We start from the raw sequence: 23,189 nt of genomic DNA, 5'->3' as shown, positions 1-23,189 counted from the left end.
TGGTCGCTTTTTTTATTCGTTGAGCCTAGCTAATTTAAGTTTAGCTAAGTCATGAGTCACTTAAGCCATTCTTTGAGTTGGCTTCCAGCGTGCTAGCTCTGGATCAAGCTTGATGCCTTGTGAGGTCAGCAAGTTAATGCGAGCCAAGTAGGCTGCGCCATGCATTAGGTGTTTTGCTAGATCAACGGCATTACGCTGTTGGTAATCATCTAGGTAGCTGTCTTTTGCCCATGCGTTGAATGCGCCAAGTGCAGGGCCTGCCCATACTTGGTAATCCATTTCACGCCCTTGTTCACCTGTGTTTGACCAACGGCTCGAAAGACCCAAGTACCAACGGAAGATCAACGCCATTTTACGTTTCGGATTGCCTTCAGCACGTTCGATTTGTTTAGGGTCGCGCTCGTTAAAGTGCGCCACAGTGCCAGCCCAAATGTCATCCAGTGTTGAACGGAATACTTGCTTCTCTAACTTCAGGCGTTCTTCTGCTGGAATCGCTTCAATTGAATCGTAGCGCGTGTATAGCTCGTATAGCTTGTTTGCACGCATTGGGAACAAGGTGCCGCGTTTAACCACTTGCAGTTTCACACCCATTTCGAACATGTCTGCCGCCGGAGCCATAGTCACGTCAGCCATTTCGGTTGTCGAAAGCAGCTTACGTGTGTGTTCGCTTGCGCCAGCCTCAACACACGCTTGGTTGATTGAACCGGTAACAATGTAAGCAGCACCCATGTTAAACGTCGCTAGAGCAGCGTCAGGCGTGCCTACGCCACCACCACAGCCAACACGCAGCGGAGTTTTGAATTGGTACTGTGCTTGGATTTGCTCTTTCAGTGCAAGAATCGTTGGTAGTAGTGTTACTAGCGGACGGTTGTCGGTGTGACCACCAGAATCCGCTTCTGCGGTAATGTCATCAGCCATAGGAACCAGCTGTGCCAGCTCCATCTGTTCTGCTGTGATTCGGCCTTCATCAACCAAAGCTTGCAGCATTTTTACAGGAGCGGGCTGCATGAACTTACTTGCGACTTCAGTACGGCTTACCTTAGCAATAACTTTGTTGCCGATCTGAATCTCACCTTGTGCATCACGGCTAAGGCCAGCTGCACGGTAGTGAACGATTTGCGGTGTTAGACCTAAGAAGGCAGAAGCCTCAACAGTTTTCACTTTGTGCTTCAAAAACAGCTCTACACTGCCGCGCTCTAGTGCGGGTTCGCTTGGGCTATGAATCAGGTTAAACGCATAAGGGCCGTTTGGCAGTGCTGCTTGAATACGGTTGATCGCTTGCTCAACGCGAGACGGGATTAAGCCCGCCGCGCCAAATGAACAAAGAATGCCAGCTTGACCAAGCGCAATCACTAACTCTTCAGATGAAATGCCGTTTGCCATTGCACCTGCATAGTAAGCGTATTTTACGCCGTGGCAGCGACGAAAATCTTCGTCGCCTAGGCTTTGTGTACCAAGAGCTGGAGCAAATGCGCTAACAGGCTGGCTGTTTGCTGCGCTAGCTGAATCGCCCGATGTAATCTCAGCTTGTTGGCTTACGCCTAAGCCTTTTTCTGGGTGGTTCACGACGTAACAAGCAAGGCTTAAGTCTTTCAAGATTGTCGACATTGCTGCGTTATCGAAATGAGTAGTGCTCCCTTCAATCTGCCAAGGCCACGGAGATAGCTTTTCGTTATTGATTGTAGTTTGAGTTGTCATACTAAATTCTTTCCTAATTCTTTGTCTCTAATGGCGGCTTAAGCTTTATTGATAACAGAGGCTTCTTCGATACAAATTGCGATGTCTTTCACTTCATAAATACGCAGACCATCTTTGCTCAGGTTTGCGTCGCCAACGATGATGCGTTTGCCGTCTTCGTCTTTGATTGCAGTGATGTGTACATCCAGTGACATCTGTTTGTTCAGAGGGTTAATCTGACCACGGTATTTCCATTTCACTTCAGATTGGATTTGGCCAAATTTCGGATTGCGGAAGCCAGCGCCAAGCTCTTTGTTTAGTGCGTAGGTTTGCATTAACTCGATGATCGCTTCGACACCTAGAGAACCTGGCATTACTGGGTCTTGATGGAAGTGGAACTGGAAGAACCAATCACTTGGGTCAATCGTACGCTCAGCGTATAGGTAACCCAGACCGTCTTTACCACCATCGCTAGTGATCTGCACTGTATCGATAAAGTTCAAGCGACCGCCAGCCAATTTGTAGTGCTCTTGCACTTGGCCAGTAGCCGAAACGGGTGCATTGAAGTAACGCGTCGTTTTGTCTAACAGATTGATGTTTACATCCGGTGTACGGTTGTTATCAACGTGCCAAGGGTGGGTCACCTTACCGTTGTCCAAACCAAGTTGGTCTTTCAGTGCTGCACCTTTGAAGTAACCAAATACCGCTGTACCTTGGTAGAACGGCACGCCATCGGTGCTCAGTTCGAAGCTAAAGCTCTGTACGATGTTGGTGCCCATCATTACGGTTGAAAGCAGGCGAGAATCGTTGGTGATCGTTTTGCCACGTAAATCGACGTTACGCAGCATTTTGCCGCTGCCGTCTAGGTTACGGAAAAACAGTTCTTCACCTGGGAAGCCCAGAGTGGTGCCCATGTAGCCTGAGATGAAGCCGTTTGGCTGCAATGAAATTTCCATCAATACCGAGTAAGGCATCAAGGTGTGATGGCTGTTTTCATCAAAGTACCATGCGTTTTCTGGCACTTCGTATTCAGCGATACATGAAGATGGTTTCTTGAATTCACCACGTTTACCTTCAATCTCAACCACACGTGTAGTTAGCTGCAAGTCGCCACACGGAGTACGTGGTGGAATCATTCCGCGGTAGATAGAGAAATCAGGACCGAAACATTTCTCAATATCACCAGTCGCGAATTCGAACATGTGGTAAGGCGTGAACGGAACTGTGTCTGGCGTGCGGTTCGGGTAATCAGGTGTTACCGGCGCTTCAACGTGTTGAAGTGGAACGACACCTTTGTTTGGCGCTGTTGCTAGGTCTTCGATTTGAGCCATTAAGGGCGCATTAGCTGAAGCCTGTTGGTTAACCGCTGGTGTATGACCCAAGTTTTTAATCACAGGAGTCGCGACCGTTGTCTCTGCTACGGTGTCAGCAACTAAGATCTTAGCTGTCTCTAAAGAAGGCAAGTAACGAGTACATTCGTCGTCTTCTTTGATCATCACACCCAAGTTTTGGAAATCAACAATCACTTTGCCGTTCAGCAAAATATCGATGTTAGCTTTCGCGTATGGGCGAGGGCTTAGACCAATCTCAGTTACTTCCATGCGGTAAGTCAGTTCTGCCGATTGTGGTAGAACTTGACCACGACAACGCACTTGTTGAGGGGCATTTTCAAGCGGTTGGAAACGACCATTTTGAACAAGCGTGTGCATGCCAAGATGCATCATGAAGAATTGAAGCAGTTGACCACAACCTTCTGCCATCAAAGAGCCAGCCATTACTGAGTCATCTTTGAAGTGACAAGGGAAGTACCAGTGCTCAGGCTCTAGCTGCTTGTGACCTTCAATCAGACCAAGTCCCCATGTGCCGCCTTGCGGTTCAACACGGCTAACCTTTTCGATCATCATGAACTTCTCTGAGCTGAAGCACAAAGAAGGCTGGTGGCTATTGGATTGGTGAGTTGGGCCAAAACATTCTGCAATGTTGGCAGTCAGTAGATGACGCAGTTCTTGGTGGTTAAACTGGGTTTTAGGACAGTGCAACATAGGGTTGAAGCGTTGCTTAGTGGCAAGTTTACGAGCCTTGATTTCATCTTCAGTGTGAATCACACCTTTGCCATCTGCTAACTCTTCATCAGTGAAGAAGCCCGCACAGCCGTTATCCATTTTCAAGATCATCTTGTCGCCAACGAAACATTCGTACGAGAAGAAGAACAGCAGCGTGTTGCCATTGCGAGCAAAGTTGTTGATTGAGATATCGTAACGCAGTGTATCGCCACCACGAGGCAAGTCGCCAAGGAAGGTCAGCGTACAATCTAACAAGCGGTAAACACGCTCGCCTTTGTTTTCAAAATCGATACCTAGGTAGCTGATCAGCATTAGGTCACACTGACCAGATTCTACCGCTACAGCCCAAGGGATCTGACCATCAACAAGATACGGCGCATCAACAGGGATGTCGTATTCGGTGGTCATTGTGCTTGGCTTGTAGTCGTTAACGGTCGCATTGAGCTTAGTCACACGAGATACCAATAGGTAGTCGGTGGTTGGCAAGCGAACGCGGCGCGAGTAGCTATCGATAATCGCGTAATCAGGACCAAATACGTTGGCGATATCGCCTTCAGCGTATTCAACCAGATCATCGTAATCCCAGATACATGGCTTACGGATAGGTTTTACTGGTGCAGGCGTCGCAAGTACGTTGACTGGCATTGACTGAACCTGAGCCGGTTGAGCTTGAACAGGCTGAGCTGATGTTTGTTGACCACTCGTTTGTTGACCATTTTTTTGTTGGCTAGTCGTTTGTTGAATCAGGGCATTGCTATCTAAACCAGATGTAACTGCGTTTAGCTGCGCTTTTAATAGTGCATCAGCCATTTGCATGCCTTGGGCACGAGTGTGCAAGAATGCTTTGTGTACCTGCTGCGCTGCTTGCTGGTTTTGAGCAAAAGCTTGGTTGTGTGGTGTTACAGACGGCTGTGATGCTGCATCCGTATTAGCGTCGATATTCGATACGCCATTTTTAGCGGATAGGACATGAGTCATATTGCTGTGGTTACCTGTTAGCTGACTGTGGCGAGTTGGCGCCAGAGTAGGTGATACTGATGTAGGAGTTTCGATGACTTGCTCTACCGCGTTCTGCGCTAATGCGTTCTTCTCTAACTCTTTTTGCGCAAGGGCTGCTTTGATGTTTGCTGTCGTTGGAACCGACGCCACTCTTGCTGCTTGTTTACCAGAAGCTTTCTGTTGAATCGTTGCTAAGTTAGTCACTGGGGTTTGGGCAATATGTTGATAGATATCGCGACCACCAAGAGTCACTTGCTTAACCAATTGACGTTTAGCATCACTCGCCAGTTCACTGCTTAAACGAACCGATAGTGATTGAGATTCAACACTCGATTGGCTTAGTAGCAGCTGTGAACATTGTCCTTCGCTGATGTTGGCAACAATCGCGCTCTTAGAGTTGACATTTGGATTTAGAGACTCAAGGTTCAGGTTGAGCAGACCGTGTAGCAGGCTTGCCATGCCAGAAGCTGCGGAGCAGTGACCCACACGTTGGCTTGCTTGAGTCGTCCTTGTGTTCCCTAGGCTGAGAGGCGAAGACTCTGGTGCATGGTTAAGCTCAAGCAGAGAAACATCGTTCGAGCTCATACCGACTTGAGTCAGTAACTCATCAACAACGGCGTTGTTACGCTCGCTTGAACCAAAGGCCAATGCGTTGATGCTGCCGTAAGCCGTATCTTGGTCGCTCGCTACTCGGTTTTCTTCAACAAGTACAATTGCACCAGCACCTTCGCCTACATTCCAACTGCCGTCTTGCGGTTGTCCGAATTTTGGAGCAAGCGACACTGGGCTCATGCTGTTCTTCAGAATCACATGCTCTGCACTGCCACTAAGGTCAACGGCTGCAATCACGACTGCGTCCATTGATTCTTGCGACATTAGGTTTTGCGCGACATCGATACAACGAGCAACCGACTGTTCAGCGGCTGAAATCGTAAACGCAGGGCCGTTAAAGTCCCACAATGAAGAGATACGCGAAGCCATGATGTTGCCAATGAAACTGGTGTATTGGTTCAGCTTGGCTGCGTCCATCACACTGTCCATCGCGATGGTTTCTAGCGCTTGGTATTCGTCTTGAGTTAGTTCGATACCCATGTTGGCAAAGCTGTCAGCCAATTGGCTATGCAGGTTTACGCGTCCACGGAATTGGTGCATCTCAAGCTCTGTTTCCATCGCAACTAAAACCGCAACCTTTTGGCCTGCAACAAGCTTGGCATCTTTGATGGCTTCGTCTGCCACTTTCATCAGTAGCAACTGTTGAGAGATCAAACGGTCATCTTCATTAGGCGGCACTTTAAAGCGTAGGAAATCGAGATCGAATTGATCGATGTACGCTCCGTTTGGAATGCCGTGTAAACCAAATTGATTCAGTAGTTCTGGATGTTGGTCTAAGCCTTTCCAGCGTTTCTTAGGCAAAGCAATGAAAGCATCGTTGTTGGTCTCAATCGCAGTGCTTAGCGCATTGATGCTTTGCAGAGAACCGAAGTGAGACGCGAGGCCAGTAATGCTTAAATTAGACGGCTGTAGGCTTGGAGACGCTGACTCTAGAGTCTGGTTTACATGACTCGTGTCTGAATACGCTTCAAGCAGTAAGTGAGCGTTACAACCACCGAAACCAAATACAGAAACACCCGCACAGCGCTCTGAGTTGCCCGCTTTACTTGGCCAAGGTTGAACCTGCGTTGGCAGAGTTTGTGAGCCAAATAAACCTTCAGGCGATGATAGTGGCTTGTCCAAATTAATACTTGGAGGAAGCACGCCTTCTTTCATCGCAAAGATCATCTTCATGATCCCTGGCATACCTGCCGCAGTCAGTAAGTGACCGAGGTTTGACTTCGCAGAGCCAATCAATGGTGGGTTAGAACCATTTAATTTGTCAGCAAAGAAACGCTCCATTGAGGTTAACTCAACCTTGTCACCTAATGGTGTGCCGGTTGCGTGACACTCAATCACCTCAATGCTGTCTGGTGTTAGGTTTGATGCTTCGTAAGCGCGTTCAAAGGCTTGGACTTGCCCTTTGCTATTTGGGCTTAATACGAACTGACCACGACCATCGTTCGACAAGCCAATACCGCTAACGACTGCGTAAATGTTGTCGCCATCACGCTCTGCATCAGCTAAGCGTTTTAGGACTAAAACACCAGCACCTTCGCCAGCAAACAAACCTTTACTGTTGCTATCAAACGGAACCGACACACCGTGGTCTGGGTAAGCGTGGAAGATGGAGAAACCCATGTTGATGAAGAATGGGTCAGCACCGGATACCGCGCCTGCTAACATCATGTCGGCTTTGCCTGTGTTCAAGTAATCACACGCTAACTTCAATGAATACACTGAACTTGCACATGCCGCATCTAGGCTAAGTTGCACGTTACCTAAACCCAATGCATCAGCCACTAATTTAGAGGCGTTATGTGCAGCTGCACCATTGATCGGATTGAGGGCTTGCGCGGTTTTATTGGTTGGTAGCAGTGAAAATTGGTCATTAGCCAATTTATCTTTAAGTGCTTTCTCGACCACCGAGTGATACATCGGCAGAAACAGGTCGTTTGAACGTGTGGTTGGGAACGAAAGGGCACCCATGATCACGCCTGTGCGCTCTAAAACATCGGCATTTAAATTAATGCCTGCGTCGGCTAACGCCTTACGACTGGTATCCAAAGCCCATAGGAAACTCTGGTCAACACCGTTGAATGATTCTGCTGTCAATCGGTAGCCATTGCTGTCGAAATTGAAGTTTTCGATATAGCCGCCTTTATCACAGTAAAAGCGGTCTGACTCACCTTGCACGCCCTGATAGCTTTCAGGTTCAGCACCTAATTTTTCAGCGCTTAATGTGGTTCGAGAATCTTTTTTATCTAGCAAGTTTTGCCAAAAGTCTTTTGGCGTATCCGCTTCTGGGTATTGGTTAGCAATACCGACAATCGCGATCTTATTGCACTTCACTTGCTGTTTGTTCTGAACTTGAGCCTGAGCCTGAGCCTGAGCTTGATATTGAGATGACTTCGATTGAGAACTCATACTAGCTCTCCTTGATGATTCACTGCGCTGCCTTGAGACACACCACTTATTTGCTTAGCGGCGGTGATCTGTTGTTCTAGCCCTTGGATAAGAGGCTCGACAGACAGCGGGATTTGATGAGTAATGAGCTGACCAATGCATTTGATGAGCGTGACAACATCGTCACCGCCTTTGGCATTGGAAGCGATTGTGCAGTACTGGCCGGCTACGTCGTCGCTACGATTGATCTTGTCGATCAATGTGCTGGTTTGACGATCGGCACCGACTTCGACAAACAGACGCGCACCTTGTTGACGTGCACTCTGGATCAACGCGGTGAAATCCAGCGTCGAACAGAAAGTGTCGGCAATCGAAAGGGCGATGCTGTCGCTGTCTATATTGATTGGTGCGCCAGTCGGTAGACCTGCTGCGCTGATAAAGCGGATGTGCTTTGGCAATTCGTCGAACAGTGGTTGCGTGTAAAACTCACGCACTTGGCTATGTTGGCTCAATGCTGGTGTAGTGTGCATTGCGGTAACACGGTTAGCGGCAATGCCACGTTTACCCAGTTTCTTGAGCAATGCACGACAGGTGCTTTCACAACCTGCCAGTACGCAAGTGTCACCTTGGATGATAGCGAGATAAGCGCGTGGGAATTCTGGTAACAGAGCCTCAATCGCTTGTGCATCACTGCGAACCACAAAGCTATTCCACTGGATATTTTCGTCGCTGTTTAGCTGCCAATCCCGACGCACGGCTGTGAGTTCACCAGAAATAGCCGTGGTAAAAATAGGGCTGGTTTGAGTCATCTCAATCAGCGCATGTGGGTTCTTCCAAACATTTAAGCTGGCCCACATCGAGGCTTCACCTTTGGAGTAACCCAAAGCGAAATCTGGCTGCACTTTGAATTCATCACATAGCAGTTGTGTTAACAGATAACTGCTGCCTACACCGGCAATTGCCAATTCACTAAGCGACATTTCTTGCGAGTCGTCAGCGTAGGTTTTGTCAGCCTGCAGCATCTCTTTCAAGTTACCTTCACGTTCTAAACGAGCAAATAACTGTGGGAAATGGTGGTGAAACTCGCGCAACATGCCGGGATAAACCGTGCCAACACCAGGGTAAACAAATGCAACGCCACCTTTGCTTTGAGGCATCGGTGAGAAACAACTGCCCGCTGGCGTTTTGTATTGGCTATTGTCAGCCATTACTTTTGGCAACGCATTTTCTAGCGCTGTGATCTCTTGTAGTGCAGCATCGATTGAAGCGGCTTGAATCACGATGTTTGCGTTAAGGCCAACATTGTGCTGAACGCTTTGAAAGTGGCTTAGGTTTGAATACATCAAGCTGGCGATAGCAAGTTCGCTGTCCGCCGAATCGCTAACGCATTTAAGCTCAGCTCTTAGTGAGGCTAGCTTAGAAACTAATTCAGCTTGGTCATTGCCAGAAACCACAAACATCAAACGCTCGCTCGATAGCAATGGCTTTGGTTCGTGCAAACCGGTCGCTTGAGTCAATATCAGGCTGGTGGCTTTTTGGCTATCGTCACTGAAAGTTAACGCAGCAACCCGTGCTTTGTTCGGTTCAGTAAACCAGTAATTGTTAGGTAATGAATGGCTCGGCAATGAACGGCTCGATATCGCCTCAATCATATTCAACAATTCATTAAACTGCTGCGAAGCAGATAGGGTTGAGTATTGTTGTTGATGGCTTAAATCTGAAGCGGGGCGGCGTGACATCTCTAGAGCAAGTTGAACGCTATCTCCATTATCCAAATCGAGAGTTTCGGCAAAGCCCGCTAAATTCGCGTGTGGGTGAATCTTATTCTGAGCAGCATTTAACGCACTTAACATCAACAATGATGGTGAGTGAGAATCCAAACAGAGTTTAACAGCAGTGCCTTGATTTACAGTCTCAATCGCACGGCTAAGTGCTTGATTAAAATTGCCATCAACGACAACGGTTATCATGTCTGGGAGCGAGGGGAATAAGTCGGCAGAAAGCTCAGCCGCATTTGCTGGCTGAGCTAAAAGAGCGATGCGCAACGGCATCGCTTTATTAGAAGGAACAGTCACTATGACAATTGCTCCTTTTCTGCGTTCTTAGTAGCTTCTTTTTTCGATACTGCTGAGCTAGACTTCGGCAAAAATGCGTCGTTTAAGCTCTTGCTGATGGTGACTTTTGCACCTTTCATTACTGCGCTTAAACGACCATCTTGGTGGTAAAGCGAGATATCAGCTTGCAGCGAACGAGCCGTGCTTTTTATCACGCTCAGCTCTAGCCAACCTTGGTCACCATCGTGCATAGGTGCGTAACAAATAAACTCACCGATTGCAGACGGTAGGCTTGCCGCGCCGTATTTCAATCGAGCCCATACCAACATGGCTTGCAACAGATAATCTTCAGCAAATGGCTGGCTATCGCCAAAGCCTTGCTTAGGAATAAATGCTCCGCAGTCGCTGTTTTCAATCTGGGGCAACTGGCATTGAGCCAATAAACCTAAGTCGTCGAAGCGTTCGACTGAGGTAATACCTTGCAATCTTGGTCCATGAAACAGAGTGCCGTCACTGTATAGAGCTTGTGCCGTTGTTACAGGTGCTGAAGTGTTGGCCTCAAAGCGTTTTACTGACGCTTGTTGAACATCTTCAGACACTTGCACAGAGGCAACTTGCAACTGAGCTTGATACTGTGGTCGCCCTTGGCAACTGATCACCGCTTTTAGCTGATCTTTTGATTTAGCATCAGAAGAAAGAACCAGTTTCAGCTCTTGCATTTCATCGGTATCAAAAATCACACCTTTCAGCAGTTTGTAGTTGTGAACGCTAACGTTCACCCCTAACAGTTGCTCAGCGACTTCACGCATCCATTGGATGGCACACACTGTCGGTAACACTGGGTTACCGGCAATGCAGTGATCTTGAATGAAAGGCAATGCCTTTGGATCAAGATGACGTGTCACAGTGATGCTTGTATTCAGCGGACTCTTTGCAAGATGCACAGACTCCGCATTAAGCTTTTTTACAGCAGCTTCCTTGTTGTCAGAACCTTGCATGCTTGTACCAACCAGCAATTGAATGCCAGTTTCGTTCAGTAGTTGAGAGCTAAACAGCTCTGCACCTGCTTGAAGAGGAATTACGTACACACCACGCTCTGTGAACATACGTTTCAGTGCTGCATTTACCATGCCGCCATCCCACGGTCCCCAGTTGAAGCTCATCACTTTTGCTTGAGGGTTACGAGCAGACAGCTGCAGAGCCGCTTTGTTTAGGATTTCGTTAGACATCGAGTAATCACTTTGGCCTGTGTTTCCGTAGAAACCCGCCGCCGAAGAGAACATCGCAATCAGTTTTAGCTTGCTGCTATCAAGACCACCAAGAACCGCTTCTAGTCCGCCCACTTTCGTGCCGTAAACCATGTTCAGTTCATCAAGCGTTTTATCTTGAATGTGCTTGTCAGCCAGTACGCCTGCACCGTGGATAAGACCTGTGATGCTGTCGAAATTCGCCAGCGTTTTAGCTACTGACTCATGGTTCGATACATCTAGGCTTAGGTATTCAGCGCTCGCGCCAATCTCGTTGAAAGCGGCAAGTGCTGCGTTGATTTCAAGGCTGCTCAATACCGGTTTTAGCAAGGCATCAACTTTTTTCGGTGTTGGTTTGTCACCTGTTGCTTGTAGGTGAGCAATAGCCGCTGGTTTTAGCTCTTTCTCTTGCTTGCCCTGTGCCCACTGAGGTAGCTCAGCTGAAGTAATATGCTTACTACGACCTGCAAGAATGAAATGAGACTTACATTGCTTAGCAAGCGTCAGTGCACATTCAAACGTCACGCCTTTAGCGCCACCAGTTACGAGAACTTTGTCGCTCTTGGTGAGTTGAGCGCCTGTGTTCTTCGTTTGTGCAGCTCCTGGTGTTGCCGCAATCAATGTTGCACGACCAGATTCACCGTTTTCCGCATGGCTAAGGCCGATTTCAACCGTGTTGGTATCGATATCGAACAGTTCGCCTGTGATAGCTTCAGCTAGGTGACGAGCATCAATAGAAGCGTCAGCATCCAATGCACGGCAGAACACGTTTGACCATTCATGGCTCAGTGTCTTAGTTAGACCAGACAGCGCCGCTTGGTTAAGTTCTGCGTTCGCTAATTGCTTAGTATCTAGGTAACCAAAGCCACCATCGATACGGCTTAGTGTGAAAAACACGCTGCGACCAGAAACGGTATTCAGCTGACCATTTAGGTGCTTCGCGAATAAGAACGCTGTGGTTAGTGAAGCTCTTGAGTCTGCATTCAAGTTAACCGCTTGCTCGTTGCTTTGTTTCGCATCAACGATAGCTTGTAAATGAATGAAGCCAGCAATCACTTTGTTCGACGTTTTAAGGTCTGCTTCGATGTCGTTAATAACTGCAGTCACACCAGCATCATCGACGCTGTTGAGTGTGTAGCTTGCGATTTCACTGTTTAAAGGTGACGCGGCAGAAAGGGCACTACGCACTACGGCAACTTGAATGCCGTTAGCGGTCAACTTTTCTGCTAGAACACCAGCGTTGTGACCATCATCTGTGATCACGACACAAGCGTCTTTTGAGAAACAATCGACGAGTTTATCTGCCGCTGGTAGCTTTTTTAGCGCTACCTCATTGTGTGGAGGAAGTTCCGCTGTCGCTGTTTCTGCGATAGGCGTTACTGACTCAGCTTTTGGAGTCGCTACGGGTGCAGCAGCGGATAGCTTGCTTTGCATGTAAGTAACGATTTCACCAAGCGTACGACACTCAGCTAGGTCTTCAGGGTTTAGTTCTGGCAGCGTTGGTAGCTGGTCTTGAACTGTACCTAGAATTTCAACACGTTTGATTGAGTCGATACCAAGGTCTGCTTCCATGTCCATCGCTAGGTCAAGCATTTCTGCTGGGTAACCTGTTTTGTCGGCAACCACTTCCATCATTGTTGATTGAACATGAGCAGGGTTTAAGTCGTTGCTCGTGCTTTCTACTGCAGCTGTAGCTGCTTCTGGAGCAGGCGCAGCGTTAGGAGCTAACTTACTGTTCATGTAATCAACGATTTCGCCCAGTGTACGACACTCAGCTAGATCTTCAGGATTTAGCTCTGGCAGTGTTGGTAGCTGGTCTTGAACCGTACCAAGGATCTCAACACGTTTGATTGAGTCGATGCCAAGGTCTGCTTCCATGTCCATTGCTAGATCAAGCATTTCTGTTGGGTAGCCCGTTTTATCCGCTACTACGCTCAGCATTGTGCTTTGAACTTGCTCGGCGTTTAAACCGTTTGATACTGCTTGCGCAGGTACTTGAGCCGCTACAGGAGCAGAAGCCGGAAGCTTGCTGTTCATGTAGGCTACGATTTCGCCTAGAGTGCGACACTCAGCGAGATCTTCAGGGTTCAGTTCTGGAAGAGACGGTAGCTCGTCTTGAACAGTCCCTAGAATTTCAACACGCTTGATTGAGTCGATACCAAGGTCAGCTTCCATATCCATTGCTAGGTCGAGCATTTCTGTTGGGTAGCCCGTCTTCTCTGCTACTACTTCTAGCATGGTTTTTTGAACGACAGCCGCATCTAGTCCGCTAGCTGCTTGAACTGAAGTTGCTGCAGTTTGAGCGACTACTGGTGCCGAAGCTGGAAGCTTGCTGTTCATGTAAGCAACGATTTCGCCAAGAGTACGACACTCAGCTAAGTCTTCAGGGTTTAGCTCTGGAAGAGTAGGCAGTTCATCTTGAACCGTACCAAGAATCTCAACACGCTTGATTGAATCGATACCAAGGTCTGCTTCCATGTCCATTTCTAGATCAAGCATTTCCGTTGGGTAACCTGTCTTCTCAGCAACCACTTCTAGCATGGTTTGTTGAACGACTTTTGCATTAAGACCGTTAGCTGCTTGAACAGGAGCGGTTGCGCTTGGCTGTGCTGCCACAGGCGCTGATGCTGGCATCTTGCTGTTCATGCTTTTACTGTTCATGTAGCCGACGATTTCGCCAAGAGTACGACACTCAGCTAAATCTTCAGGGTTCAGCTCAGGTAGGTTTGGCATTTCGTCTTGAACGGTACCAAGAATCTCTACGCGCTTGATTGAGTCGATACCAAGGTCTGCTTCCATGTCCATTTCTAGATCAAGCATCTCCGTTGGGTAACCTGTTTTCTCAGCGACCACTTCTAGCATCACTTTTTCAGCATCTGCTGATTGTACTGCTACTGGTGCAGCCACAGGAGCTGGTTGTGCTTTAACTGGCACAGGCTGAGCTGCAACCGGTGCTGCTGCTTGAGCGGCTACTTGTGGTGCAGGCACGGCTTTCTGGACTGGAGCTTGCTGAGCTGTTGTATTTTGAACTGGTGCTGCTTGAACAGACTGAGCTTGTACAGGAGTCGCTTGTACTTGAGCTACAGGCTGTTGAACGATAGCTGCTGAAGTAGTTGGAGTAGCTGGTGCTTCAATTGCTGGTTGAGCATTTACTGGCGCAACGAAGGTTGGTTGCGCTGTTTGTACTGAACCTTGCGTCAGCATGTTAAGTGCAGAGCTGTTGCTGTGTGCTTGCATCTCTAGGTAATGAGCGTGCGCTTTTAGCGTTTCAGCTTGGTGCTGGTGGAACATCTCCATAGAACGCTGTAGGTTCTCAGGAATTGCTACGCCTGCTGTTGCCATTTTCGCTTGCTCAGACATTAGGGTGTTGAACGTGTCACCGTATTGCTGAGGAATCGCAAGGAACTGCTGATGTACTTCTGCTGCTTGTTGTTGAGCATTGAAGAATGACTGCAATGAAGACTCATCAACCGTTACTGAAGCTGTTGGCTGAACAGTTGCTGGTGCAGGTTGTGCTACTTGAGGCTGCTGAGCTGCTGTTACTACTTGTGCACTTGGTGCTGGAGCAGTTGACGGTTGTACATTTGAAGCTTGAGGAGCAGCCACAGGTACTTCAACGATTTCTGTTTTGAACACTTCTTTTTCCACGATTTTCTCGACTTCAACTTTCACTTCAACAATCTCAGTCTTTTCGGTGACGTTGCCCGAAGCCAATGATTGATCCATTTTCTTACGAGTAGCAGGGCTGATGTAGTTGGTTGCATTCAGCTTGATGTTCATTGGTGATGCCTTCGCAGGTTCAGCAATGTCAGCTTGGTAAGGGTCAATGTTGTCTAATGAAACACCTGCTACGCAAAGTTGAACCGCAGCTAAACGAAGCTGTTGGTCACTGTCGCCTTTAGGGCTTGGGTTGATGCTGATTGCGTAAAGTTCTTCGTTCTTATCAGCCAGTGTTTTTTCAACCAGCTTTTGAAGAATGTTCTTTGGACCGAACTCAACGAATACACGCGCGCCTGCTTCATACATCGCTTCAATTTGCTCGCTGAAACGAACCGATTGCAGCATGTGCTGTTTGAATGCTTTCTTGATTGCTTTAGCGTCTTTGCTGTGCAGTTTGCCCGTTGCGTTTGAGTAAAGCGGCAGCGTTGGAGCGCTGAATGAAGCTTTATCAATTGCAGCAGCAAATGGTTTTTGAGCGTGAGCAACAAGCGGTGTGTGGAACGCGCCAGAAACAGGCAGAGCAATCGCTTTGAAGCCTTGATCAGTTAGCGCTTGTGCTGCTTGTTGAACCGTCGCAGTTGGACCTGCAATAACCAGTTGAGTCGGAGCGTTGTAGTTGGCAATGCTCACGCCTTCGAATTGGCTGATGCAGCTTTCAACGGCTGGAAGTTTGTCTGCGTCTAGGATGACCGCAAACATAGTACCGCTGTCGTCTTGTTCTGGTGTCGCAGCCATAGCATCGCCACGAGCGAAAGCTAACTGGTAGTAATCGTCTTGCGAGATAACACCCGATGCACATAGTGCACTTAACTCACCAAAGCTGTGCCCTGCGACCATGTCGGCTTTGAAGCCAGCTTGAGTCATGATGTCGAACTGACCCATAGACACAGTACCAATCGCACTTTGCGCATTGGCCGTGTTGGTTAGTACCGCTTCTTGAGCTTTGGTTGCTTCTGGTGTGAAAGTTGGAATTGGGAACAGAATCTGCGACAGAGCCGTTTTCTTGTGTTGACCAAATACTTGATCCGCTTGAGCAAGCTGTTGGCGCATCTCAGGGTAGTGACACGCAAGCTCGCGACCCATGTTGAGGTATTGCGAACCTTGACCTGCAAATAGCGCTGCCACTTTACCTGCGCCGTTTGCAGCAATCAGTGCCGACTCACGGTAGCTAGTTCCGTTTGGCATCTGCCAATGTGCTTTGGTTTGGCTCTCAAGCATAGAAAGCGCTTGAGTCAGTTGCGCTTGAAGGTCTACTTGGTCAGTGACAACTAAACCAATACGAGCATGCTTAGCGTCAATTTCGCGTAGAGCGTGTTGCTCAGCAAGCGCTTCCAGCTTGAACGCAGCATCTGCAGTTTGAGTTGAAACCTGTTTTAGTTCATTGATCAGTGCTTGACGAGATTCTGCGCTGAATAACAGAGTTTGCGGTACTTGGCGCTGACGGTATTTGTCACCGCGAGCGTGTTCTGGAGTGTACTCTTCCAATACAACGTGGAAGTTAGTGCCACCAAAACCAAATGAGCTGATACCTGCACGGCGTGGTGTGCCGTCAACACGTTTCATCCAAGGACGCGTTTGTGTGTTTAGGTAGAACGGTGAGTTCTCGATATCCAACTTAGGATTCGGAGCCGATACGTTGATCGTTGGCGGCAGTACTTTGTGGTGTAGTGCTAATGCAGCTTTGATTAAACCTGCAGTACCCGCGGTTGATTTAGTGTGACCAATTTGAGATTTCACAGAGCCTAACGCAATGTGTTGCTTCTCTTCATTGTTCTCACTGAATACCGAGTTTAAGCCGCCAAATTCAGCAACATCACCTGCAGCAGTGCCTGTACCGTGCGCTTCTAAAAGGCCAAGCGTGTGCGGTGCGAAACCAGCATCATCGTAAGCACGTTTTAGTGCTTTTGCTTGTCCTTCAGGGCGAGGTGCGTAAATACTCTTGAACTTACCATCCGAAGAAGAACCCACACCTTTAATCACTGAGTAGATTCTGTCGCCATCGCGCTCTGCATCTTCAAGACGCTTAAGAGCAACCATGCCGATGCCTTCACCAATCATCATGCCTTTTGAGTCGATGTCGAAAGGTTGAATGGTTTCATTGGTGGTAAATGCAGGTGTTTTAGAGAAACTCATGTACATGGTTGGCGAGTTATCAGTACACACGCCACCAGTGATCATCATTTCACTGCGGCCTTCAACCAGCTCACTAAGAGCCATGCGCATTGCGGCTAGAGAACCTGCACACGCAGCATCTACGACACAGTTGATGCCACCAAGGTCAAAGCGGTTAGCAATACGACCTGAAATTACGTTACCCAATGAACCAGGGAATGAGTTCTCTTCCCAGTGGATGTATTGGTCTTGGAATTTTTTGATCAGCATTTCGCTGTCTTCGTCGTTGATGCCACTGCTCTTGAAAACTTTTTTCAAAACAGGGTATTGCAGACGAGCATTCAGGCTTTGAGCGATCTTCTGACCACCACCCACACCGAGCGTGATACCGATCTTATCGCGATCGTAGCCTTCAGGCAGCTTGGCATCTTCAAGAACTTCTTTAGCAACGATCAGAGAAAGCAGCTGTGAAGTGTCTGTCAGTTCTAGGATATTTGGCGGAAGGCCGAACTCCATTGGGTTGAAGTCTACTTCTGGGATGAAACCACCGCGCTTACAGTAAGACTTGTCTGGCGTAGTACGATCTGAATCGTAGTAATCTTCTGGACGCCAGTGCGTATCTGGTACTTCAGTAATCGCATCGATCTTTTCGCTGATAAGATCCCAAAATTTATTCAGGTAGCGAGAGTTTGCAAACATGCTCGCCATACCAACGATAGCGACAGGCATATCTTTAAGGCGTTTATTCAGTCGAGAATCGTCGACTGATTCCGGTGTATTTGTCTCGGGTTGGCTCATTATGAGTCTCCACTAGAAATCACAGAAAGTGATGTCGTGTTTTGAGGCTGCGCTTTTAAAGCTATAGAAAGAAAATCTGAAACAGACTTAGGGAAGCGCAGCTGAAAATTCAGGTTGCTGAGTGGCGGCAACCAGATAGAAATTAGTTTTTCGAAGTGCGTTGACTTACGAGAGTAGGGGAGGTGTTTCATGCGCGACGGTGGCATTCAAATGTTGAGGCGATGTCCATTAAAATCCTGTTCAAAGTCTGACTAAACGACAAGTCGGTATCCGCAAAGAAAACGTGTGAATTTGTTTAATGGTTGAGCAGGCTACCCGAGGTGAGTGGTCGATACAATGCTCCCAGAGGCCACTATGATCTGTTCAGACCAGATGAATTTGGCATGGTTTTGATTTTTGTATTTTTAATTTAATTAACTTATTGATAATTAATGGGTATGGGTTGTTTTTTAGTGTTTTTACTCTATATTTTGACTTGGTGAGATCTATGTCATATTTTTGTAAGTAACATTTAATGGATGCCTCTTGTGTAAGGCTAAGTGTGATCTATGTTTTAATTTGTTATTATTTGAAAAATTAGTTTTAAGTCCTCATATGAAGGGGGTTTCCCTCCCGTATTCTCTAGGTTCTGCTTAATTCATAGGTGAGTTAAATTTGTTCGATTGGGTTGTTCCAATCGTGTTGTGAAGAGTGATTTATAGAAGTGAGTGCGAGCTAAATGAAAACTCCAGTTGTTGATTTGTGGCTATGTTCTCTGAGTAACTTAAATGACCAGCCAAACAATGTATCTCAGCTCAAAAAGAGGCTGACAATCGACGAGATAGCCAAAGTTGAGCGCTATCGAATGCCCTCATCTCAGACTCAAGCTTTGTATGTTCGAAACTACCTAAGAAAGGTGCTGTCTAGCTATTCTGATTTGATGCCTGAAGCGTGGCGTTTTGAATATGGTCAGAAAGGAAAGCCAAGCTTAATTGAGAAACAACAAATAGAAACCGGCCTGAATTTCAATATCAGCCATAGCAAAGAGCATTTGTTGATCGCAGTTTGCCAATTCCAAGAACAACCACTTCAACTAGGTGTAGATATCGAACATGCAAGAAGCTCGACCAATATCGATTCGATCATGAAGCACTATTTTTCAGATGCAGAACTTACGGATTTACTTGAACTCAACAAAGAAGAACAGAGAGAGCGTTTTTTCGATCTGTGGGCATTGAAAGAGTCGTACATCAAAGCGACGGGCAAGGGACTAGCGACATCGTTGCGAAGCTTTTCGTTTGATTTCTCTAATTTGACGGAGCAAACATTGCCAATTCACTCTTCGGATTTTCAACCAAACTTGCAGGATGAAATTAGATTGTATAGCGAAATCAGGCTATATAGCGGGATTGGGTTGGATTTGGATTCTGCTCAAGAAGACGATATTTCTACAGATTGGCAATGTTGCTTGGGTCGATTAGATGACCAGTACCGTTTTGCCGTGACTCTTGGTGGAAATTTGCTACCCATGCAGATAGAGATGAGAACCTTTTCGTTGTCTCATCTCTTTTAAGCTAGTTTGGTGAGGTGAAGTTAACTCGTTTCGCCAAGCATCGCTTTTAATACTTTGGCAGGCACGGGCTGCAGTTGCTTGTCTTTATCTAGGCAAACCATTTCGATATCACCAATCACCGCAGGCTTAGTTGCATCTTTGCGCCACACTTCTTGTCGCCATAGCGTTTTGTATTTTCCATCGAGTTCAAAAGAGGTTCGGATGTCGCAAATCTCAGCGAACTCAACTCCATCTTGAAAAGTCATGTTGGCTTTATAGACCGCAAACCCCAGTCCATGCTCGTTCCACAAGGTTGCCAGTTTATCGCTACCCAAGACGTGTTCGCGTGCACGCTCAAAGTACTTTAGAAAGTTAGGGTGATAAACCACACCTGAGTGATCGGTATCTTCATAGTAAATTTGTACTGGGTGATGGTAGATCTGACTCATTGGTATCAACTCTTGTTAAGTAGTGAAGTGGTAAATATGGCTAAGTTGTGCAGCACTTTACAGGATAGGTTGAAATTACTTCAAGGCATCATAGCCAAACTCGCTTTTGGTCAGACCTCATTTGGCCTCATTCATTACTAATACGTTGGTCAGCTTCCACCCATTTACAAATATTCTATGTGTCACTTCCCACCCATTAATTTTTGCAGCGAGTTGGCGACTACTACAGGCAGATCTCATGAAGCCTTATGGTTAAAGGGTTGTTAATGCCTTGTTTCAATGTGGCGCGCTAATTGCCTTAATGAAAGCACGCAGTTCCCATTGATGGGCTGCTTTGTTTACTAAGGAGAATAATAATGTTTAAGCCTCTTACCCTGCTGTCTGTCTCTGCTCTGGCACTCACTAGCTTCAACGCTGCCGCTAACTGTGATCCAGGTGAAATTGTGATTAAGTTCAGTCACGTAACCAATACTGATAAGCACCCGAAAGGCATTGCTGCTTCTTTACTAGAAGAGCGAGTAAACACGGAAATGAACGGCAAAGCTTGTATGCAAGTTTTCCCGAACTCAACACTTTACGATGATAATAAGGTACTGGAAGCCCTGTTAAATGGTGATGTTCAAATGGCAGCGCCATCGCTGTCTAAATTTGAGAAGTTCACTAAGAAATACCGCATTTTTGACCTTCCTTTCCTATTTGAAGATGTAGAAGCTGTTGACCGTTTCCAAAACTCAGAGTCAGGCGAAAAACTGAAGAATGCAATGAAGCGTCGTGGCTTACAAGGTCTAGCGTTTTGGCACAATGGCATGAAACAGATGTCGGCGAACAAACCTCTGATCAATCCTGAAGACGCGGAAGGTTTGAAATTCCGTGTTCAAGCATCAGATGTATTGGTGGCTCAGTTTGAACAACTAGGCGCTAACCCACAGAAGATGTCTTTTAAAGAAGTATACGGCGGCCTGCAAACTAAGGTTATCGATGGCCAAGAGAACACATGGTCAAACATCTACGGTAAGAAGTTCTTTGAAGTACAAGACGGCGTAACTGAAACCAATCACGGTATCTTGGATTACCTAGTTGTAACGTCAAACGACTTCTGGAAAGACCTACCTGAAGATGTACGTACACAGCTTGGCACTATCGTTCAAGAAGTATCTGAAACACGTAATGCAGAATCTTCAAAAGTTAACCTAGCGAACAAAAATAACATCATCGAAGCCGGTGGTGAGGTTCGTACACTTACGCCTGAACAGCGTGAAGCATGGGTAGCTGCACTTCAACCAGTATGGAAGAAGTTTGAAAAAGACATCGGTTCAGACCTTATCGATGCAGCGTTAGCTTCAAACCAATAACACCGCTAAGGGAGTGGCGTGCATTTCGCCACTCCTTATTAAAATAACTATAAGCGGAGTCAATTATGGATAATCCTCAAATGGAACAACCAAATTCTAGCGAATCAGCACTGGAAACCTCTCTTTTTTCCAAAGTCGGAAGAGTTACGGATGTGATTGAAGAGTCATTAATCGCATTTTTCCTTGGCGCAATGACGCTACTTACTTTTGCCAATGTGGTATTCAGATACGCATTCAATGGCAATATATTGTGGGCACTAGAACTGACTGTGTTCATGTTCGCTTGGATGGTGTTAGTAGGCGCATCTTATGGCGTTAAAAAACACTTTCACATTGGTGTTGATGTCATTATTAACCTTGCCCCAGAGAAGCTACGTAAAGTGTATGCGTTAATCGCCGTTACAAGCTGCCTAGCCTTTTCAATCCTACTTCTTATCGGTTCTTGGAATTACTGGTACCCGTTCGCGACCGAGCGAGCTTGGTATGAAACCGATGATATTCCAATGCCAGAGATGCTTCAGTTTCTTGCCGACTGGCTGAATGAAGGCGAGCGATACGAGAAACTGCCACGTTTTATTCCTTATATGGCGCTGCCGATTGGTATGGCAATGCTGACGTTCCGATTTATCCAAATCGCTTATCAAGTGGCGACGGGCAAGCTTGACCGCATGATTGCAGGCCATGAAGCCGAAGAAGAGCTGGATGCATTGAAAGCTGATGTGTTAGCGGGTTCTGATGAAGACGCGACAGCAGTATTGGACTCGAACACGTCAAATAAGACGAGCGAATCGGGTACAAAATCTAACGGTAAGGAAGACTAATCATGGCAATGTTATTTCTATTTTTAATGGTAATTGCTTTCATGTTGGTCGGTGTACCAATTGCGATTTCCCTTGGTTTATCGAGCGTCATATTCTTGTTGATGCACTCTGATGCGTCACTAGCTTCGGTTGCACAAACGCTGTTTAATGCATTTGCAGGCCACTACACACTCTTAGCGATCCCTTTCTTTATCTTGGCCTCTAGTTTCATGTCTACAGGTGGTGTGGCGAAACGTATTATCCGTTTTGCTATCGCAATGGTCGGCTGGTTCCGCGGCGGTTTAGCGATGGCGTCGGTTGTGGCATGTATGATGTTCGCAGCGTTATCTGGATCGTCTCCAGCAACGGTAGTGGCAATCGGTAGTATTGTTATCGCTGGTATGATCAAAAACGGCTACACAAAAGAGTTCGCGGCAGGGGTTATCTGTAATGCGGGTACTTTGGGTATCTTGATTCCACCGTCAATCGTGATGGTAGTTTACGCTGCGGCGACGGATGTATCTGTAGGTCGTATGTTCCTCGGTGGCGTGATTCCTGGCCTGTTGGCAGGTGTGATGTTGATGATTGCTATCTACATTGCAGCACGTATTAAGAAGATTCCTGCACAGCCGTTTGTGGGCTGGGGTGAGATGTTCGCAGCAGCAAAAGACGCAAGTTGGGGTCTGCTACTGATTGTCATCATTTTGGGTGGTATCTACGGCGGTATCTTTACACCGACGGAAGCGGCGGCTGTTGCAGCGGTATACGCGTTCTTTATTGCCAACTTTATCTATAAAGATATGGGGCCTTTCGCTGACAAGAAGAATACAAAGCCTGCTTTGGTTAAGGTGTTCCAAACCTTCTTCCATAAAGATACCAAAGACACGCTCTATGATGCAGGTAAGCTGACGATCATGCTGCTGTTTATCATTGCCAATGCTCTGATTCTTAAGCATGTACTGACAGAGGAACGCATTCCTCAGATGATCACTGAGTCTATGCTTTCTGCAGGCTTAGGTCCGATCACCTTCTTGATTGTGGTGAACGTTCTACTCTTGATTGGTGGGCAGTTCATGGAGCCATCAGGCTTGCTGATCATCGTTGCGCCATTGGTATTCCCAATTGCAATTGCACTGGGCATCGACCCCATTCACCTAGGCATCATGATGGTTGTGAACATGGAGATAGGGATGATAACGCCGCCTGTGGGGCTCAATTTGTTTGTGACCGCCGGGGTCGCGAAGATGTCGATGATGAACGTGGTAAAAGCAGCGTTGCCGTGGGTTGGCGTGATGTTCTTGTTCTTGATTATCGTAACTTACGTACCTTGGGTATCAACATGGTTACCGACCACCTTGATGGGGCCAGAGATCATCACTAAGTAGATAGT

10 protein-coding genes are annotated in these 23,189 nt (G+C 47.0%); 4 read left to right on the top strand and 6 right to left on the bottom strand.

Annotated elements, in window-relative coordinates:
* Nucleotides 1-60: 60 nt before the first annotated feature.
* From pfaD to AC3CHU_RS11600, 5 genes are read right to left on the bottom strand one after another with little or no spacing between them, the layout of a single operon-like run.
* Nucleotides 61-1,698 (bottom strand): eicosapentaenoate synthase subunit PfaD, encoded by a 1,638-nt coding sequence (gene pfaD, locus AC3CHU_RS11620; RefSeq protein WP_065206799.1) that lies wholly within the window; start codon nt 1,696-1,698, stop codon nt 61-63.
* Between the two features lie 38 nt (nt 1,699-1,736).
* Nucleotides 1,737-7,757 (bottom strand): hotdog fold thioesterase, encoded by a 6,021-nt coding sequence (locus tag AC3CHU_RS11615; protein WP_488524598.1) that lies wholly within the window; start codon nt 7,755-7,757, stop codon nt 1,737-1,739.
* Entirely contained in the window at nt 7,754-9,811 is a 2,058-nt protein-coding gene (locus AC3CHU_RS11610) for a PfaB family protein (protein WP_488524597.1), read from the bottom strand. The genes AC3CHU_RS11615 and AC3CHU_RS11610 overlap by 4 nt, the downstream gene beginning before the upstream one ends.
* Complete coding sequence (locus AC3CHU_RS11605) at nt 9,811-17,667, bottom strand: phosphopantetheine-binding protein (protein WP_488524596.1); 7,857 nt, start codon at nt 17,665-17,667, stop codon at nt 9,811-9,813. Before AC3CHU_RS11605 ends, AC3CHU_RS11610 begins: the two co-directional genes overlap by 1 nt.
* Complete coding sequence (locus AC3CHU_RS11600) at nt 17,667-17,858, bottom strand: hypothetical protein (protein WP_017098773.1); 192 nt, start codon at nt 17,856-17,858, stop codon at nt 17,667-17,669. The genes AC3CHU_RS11605 and AC3CHU_RS11600 overlap by 1 nt, the downstream gene beginning before the upstream one ends.
* A 527-nt stretch (nt 17,859-18,385) precedes the next feature.
* Between AC3CHU_RS11600 and AC3CHU_RS11595 the strand changes: the two genes are divergently transcribed.
* A complete protein-coding gene (locus AC3CHU_RS11595) occupies nt 18,386-19,219 on the top strand; it encodes a 4'-phosphopantetheinyl transferase family protein (protein WP_065206795.1) in 834 nt (277 codons plus the stop codon).
* Between the two features lie 20 nt (nt 19,220-19,239).
* On the opposite strand, the gene AC3CHU_RS11590 is transcribed toward AC3CHU_RS11595, so the two are convergent.
* Nucleotides 19,240-19,647 carry a thioesterase family protein gene (locus AC3CHU_RS11590; RefSeq protein WP_065206794.1) on the bottom strand — a complete coding sequence of 136 codons (408 nt, stop codon included), beginning with the start codon at nt 19,645-19,647 and terminating at the stop codon, nt 19,240-19,242.
* 356 nt (nt 19,648-20,003) lie between these two features.
* Between AC3CHU_RS11590 and AC3CHU_RS11585 the strand changes: the two genes are divergently transcribed.
* The 3 genes from AC3CHU_RS11585 (at nt 20,004) to AC3CHU_RS11575 (ending at nt 23,184) form a co-directional block, all read left to right on the top strand.
* Entirely contained in the window at nt 20,004-20,999 is a 996-nt protein-coding gene (locus tag AC3CHU_RS11585) for a TRAP transporter substrate-binding protein (protein ID WP_004736072.1), read from the top strand.
* A gap of 65 nt (nt 21,000-21,064) precedes the next feature.
* On the top strand, nt 21,065-21,820 hold the full coding sequence (locus AC3CHU_RS11580) for a TRAP transporter small permease (protein ID WP_065206793.1): 756 nt from the start codon (nt 21,065-21,067) through the stop codon (nt 21,818-21,820).
* A 2-nt stretch (nt 21,821-21,822) separates the two neighbouring features.
* Complete coding sequence (locus AC3CHU_RS11575) at nt 21,823-23,184, top strand: TRAP transporter large permease (protein ID WP_004736074.1); 1,362 nt, start codon at nt 21,823-21,825, stop codon at nt 23,182-23,184.
* Nucleotides 23,185-23,189 lie beyond the last annotated feature (5 nt).

Source organism: Vibrio sp. QJM3NY_39 (assembly GCF_057785895.1).
This window is presented reverse-complemented; position numbering and strand designations above follow the sequence as displayed.

Coding starts and splice junctions, on each gene's coding strand:
- pfaD (WP_065206799.1), bottom strand. CDS start 1,698: ATGACAACTCAAACTACAATCAATAACGAAAAGCTATCTCCGTGGCCT.
- AC3CHU_RS11615 (WP_488524598.1), bottom strand. CDS start 7,757: ATGAGTTCTCAATCGAAGTCATCTCAATATCAAGCTCAGGCTCAGGCT.
- AC3CHU_RS11605 (WP_488524596.1), bottom strand. CDS start 17,667: ATGAGCCAACCCGAGACAAATACACCGGAATCAGTCGACGATTCTCGA.
- AC3CHU_RS11600 (WP_017098773.1), bottom strand. CDS start 17,858: ATGAAACACCTCCCCTACTCTCGTAAGTCAACGCACTTCGAAAAACTA.
- AC3CHU_RS11595 (WP_065206795.1), top strand. CDS start 18,386: ATGAAAACTCCAGTTGTTGATTTGTGGCTATGTTCTCTGAGTAACTTA.
- AC3CHU_RS11590 (WP_065206794.1), bottom strand. CDS start 19,647: ATGAGTCAGATCTACCATCACCCAGTACAAATTTACTATGAAGATACC.
- AC3CHU_RS11585 (WP_004736072.1), top strand. CDS start 20,004: ATGTTTAAGCCTCTTACCCTGCTGTCTGTCTCTGCTCTGGCACTCACT.
- AC3CHU_RS11580 (WP_065206793.1), top strand. CDS start 21,065: ATGGATAATCCTCAAATGGAACAACCAAATTCTAGCGAATCAGCACTG.
- AC3CHU_RS11575 (WP_004736074.1), top strand. CDS start 21,823: ATGGCAATGTTATTTCTATTTTTAATGGTAATTGCTTTCATGTTGGTC.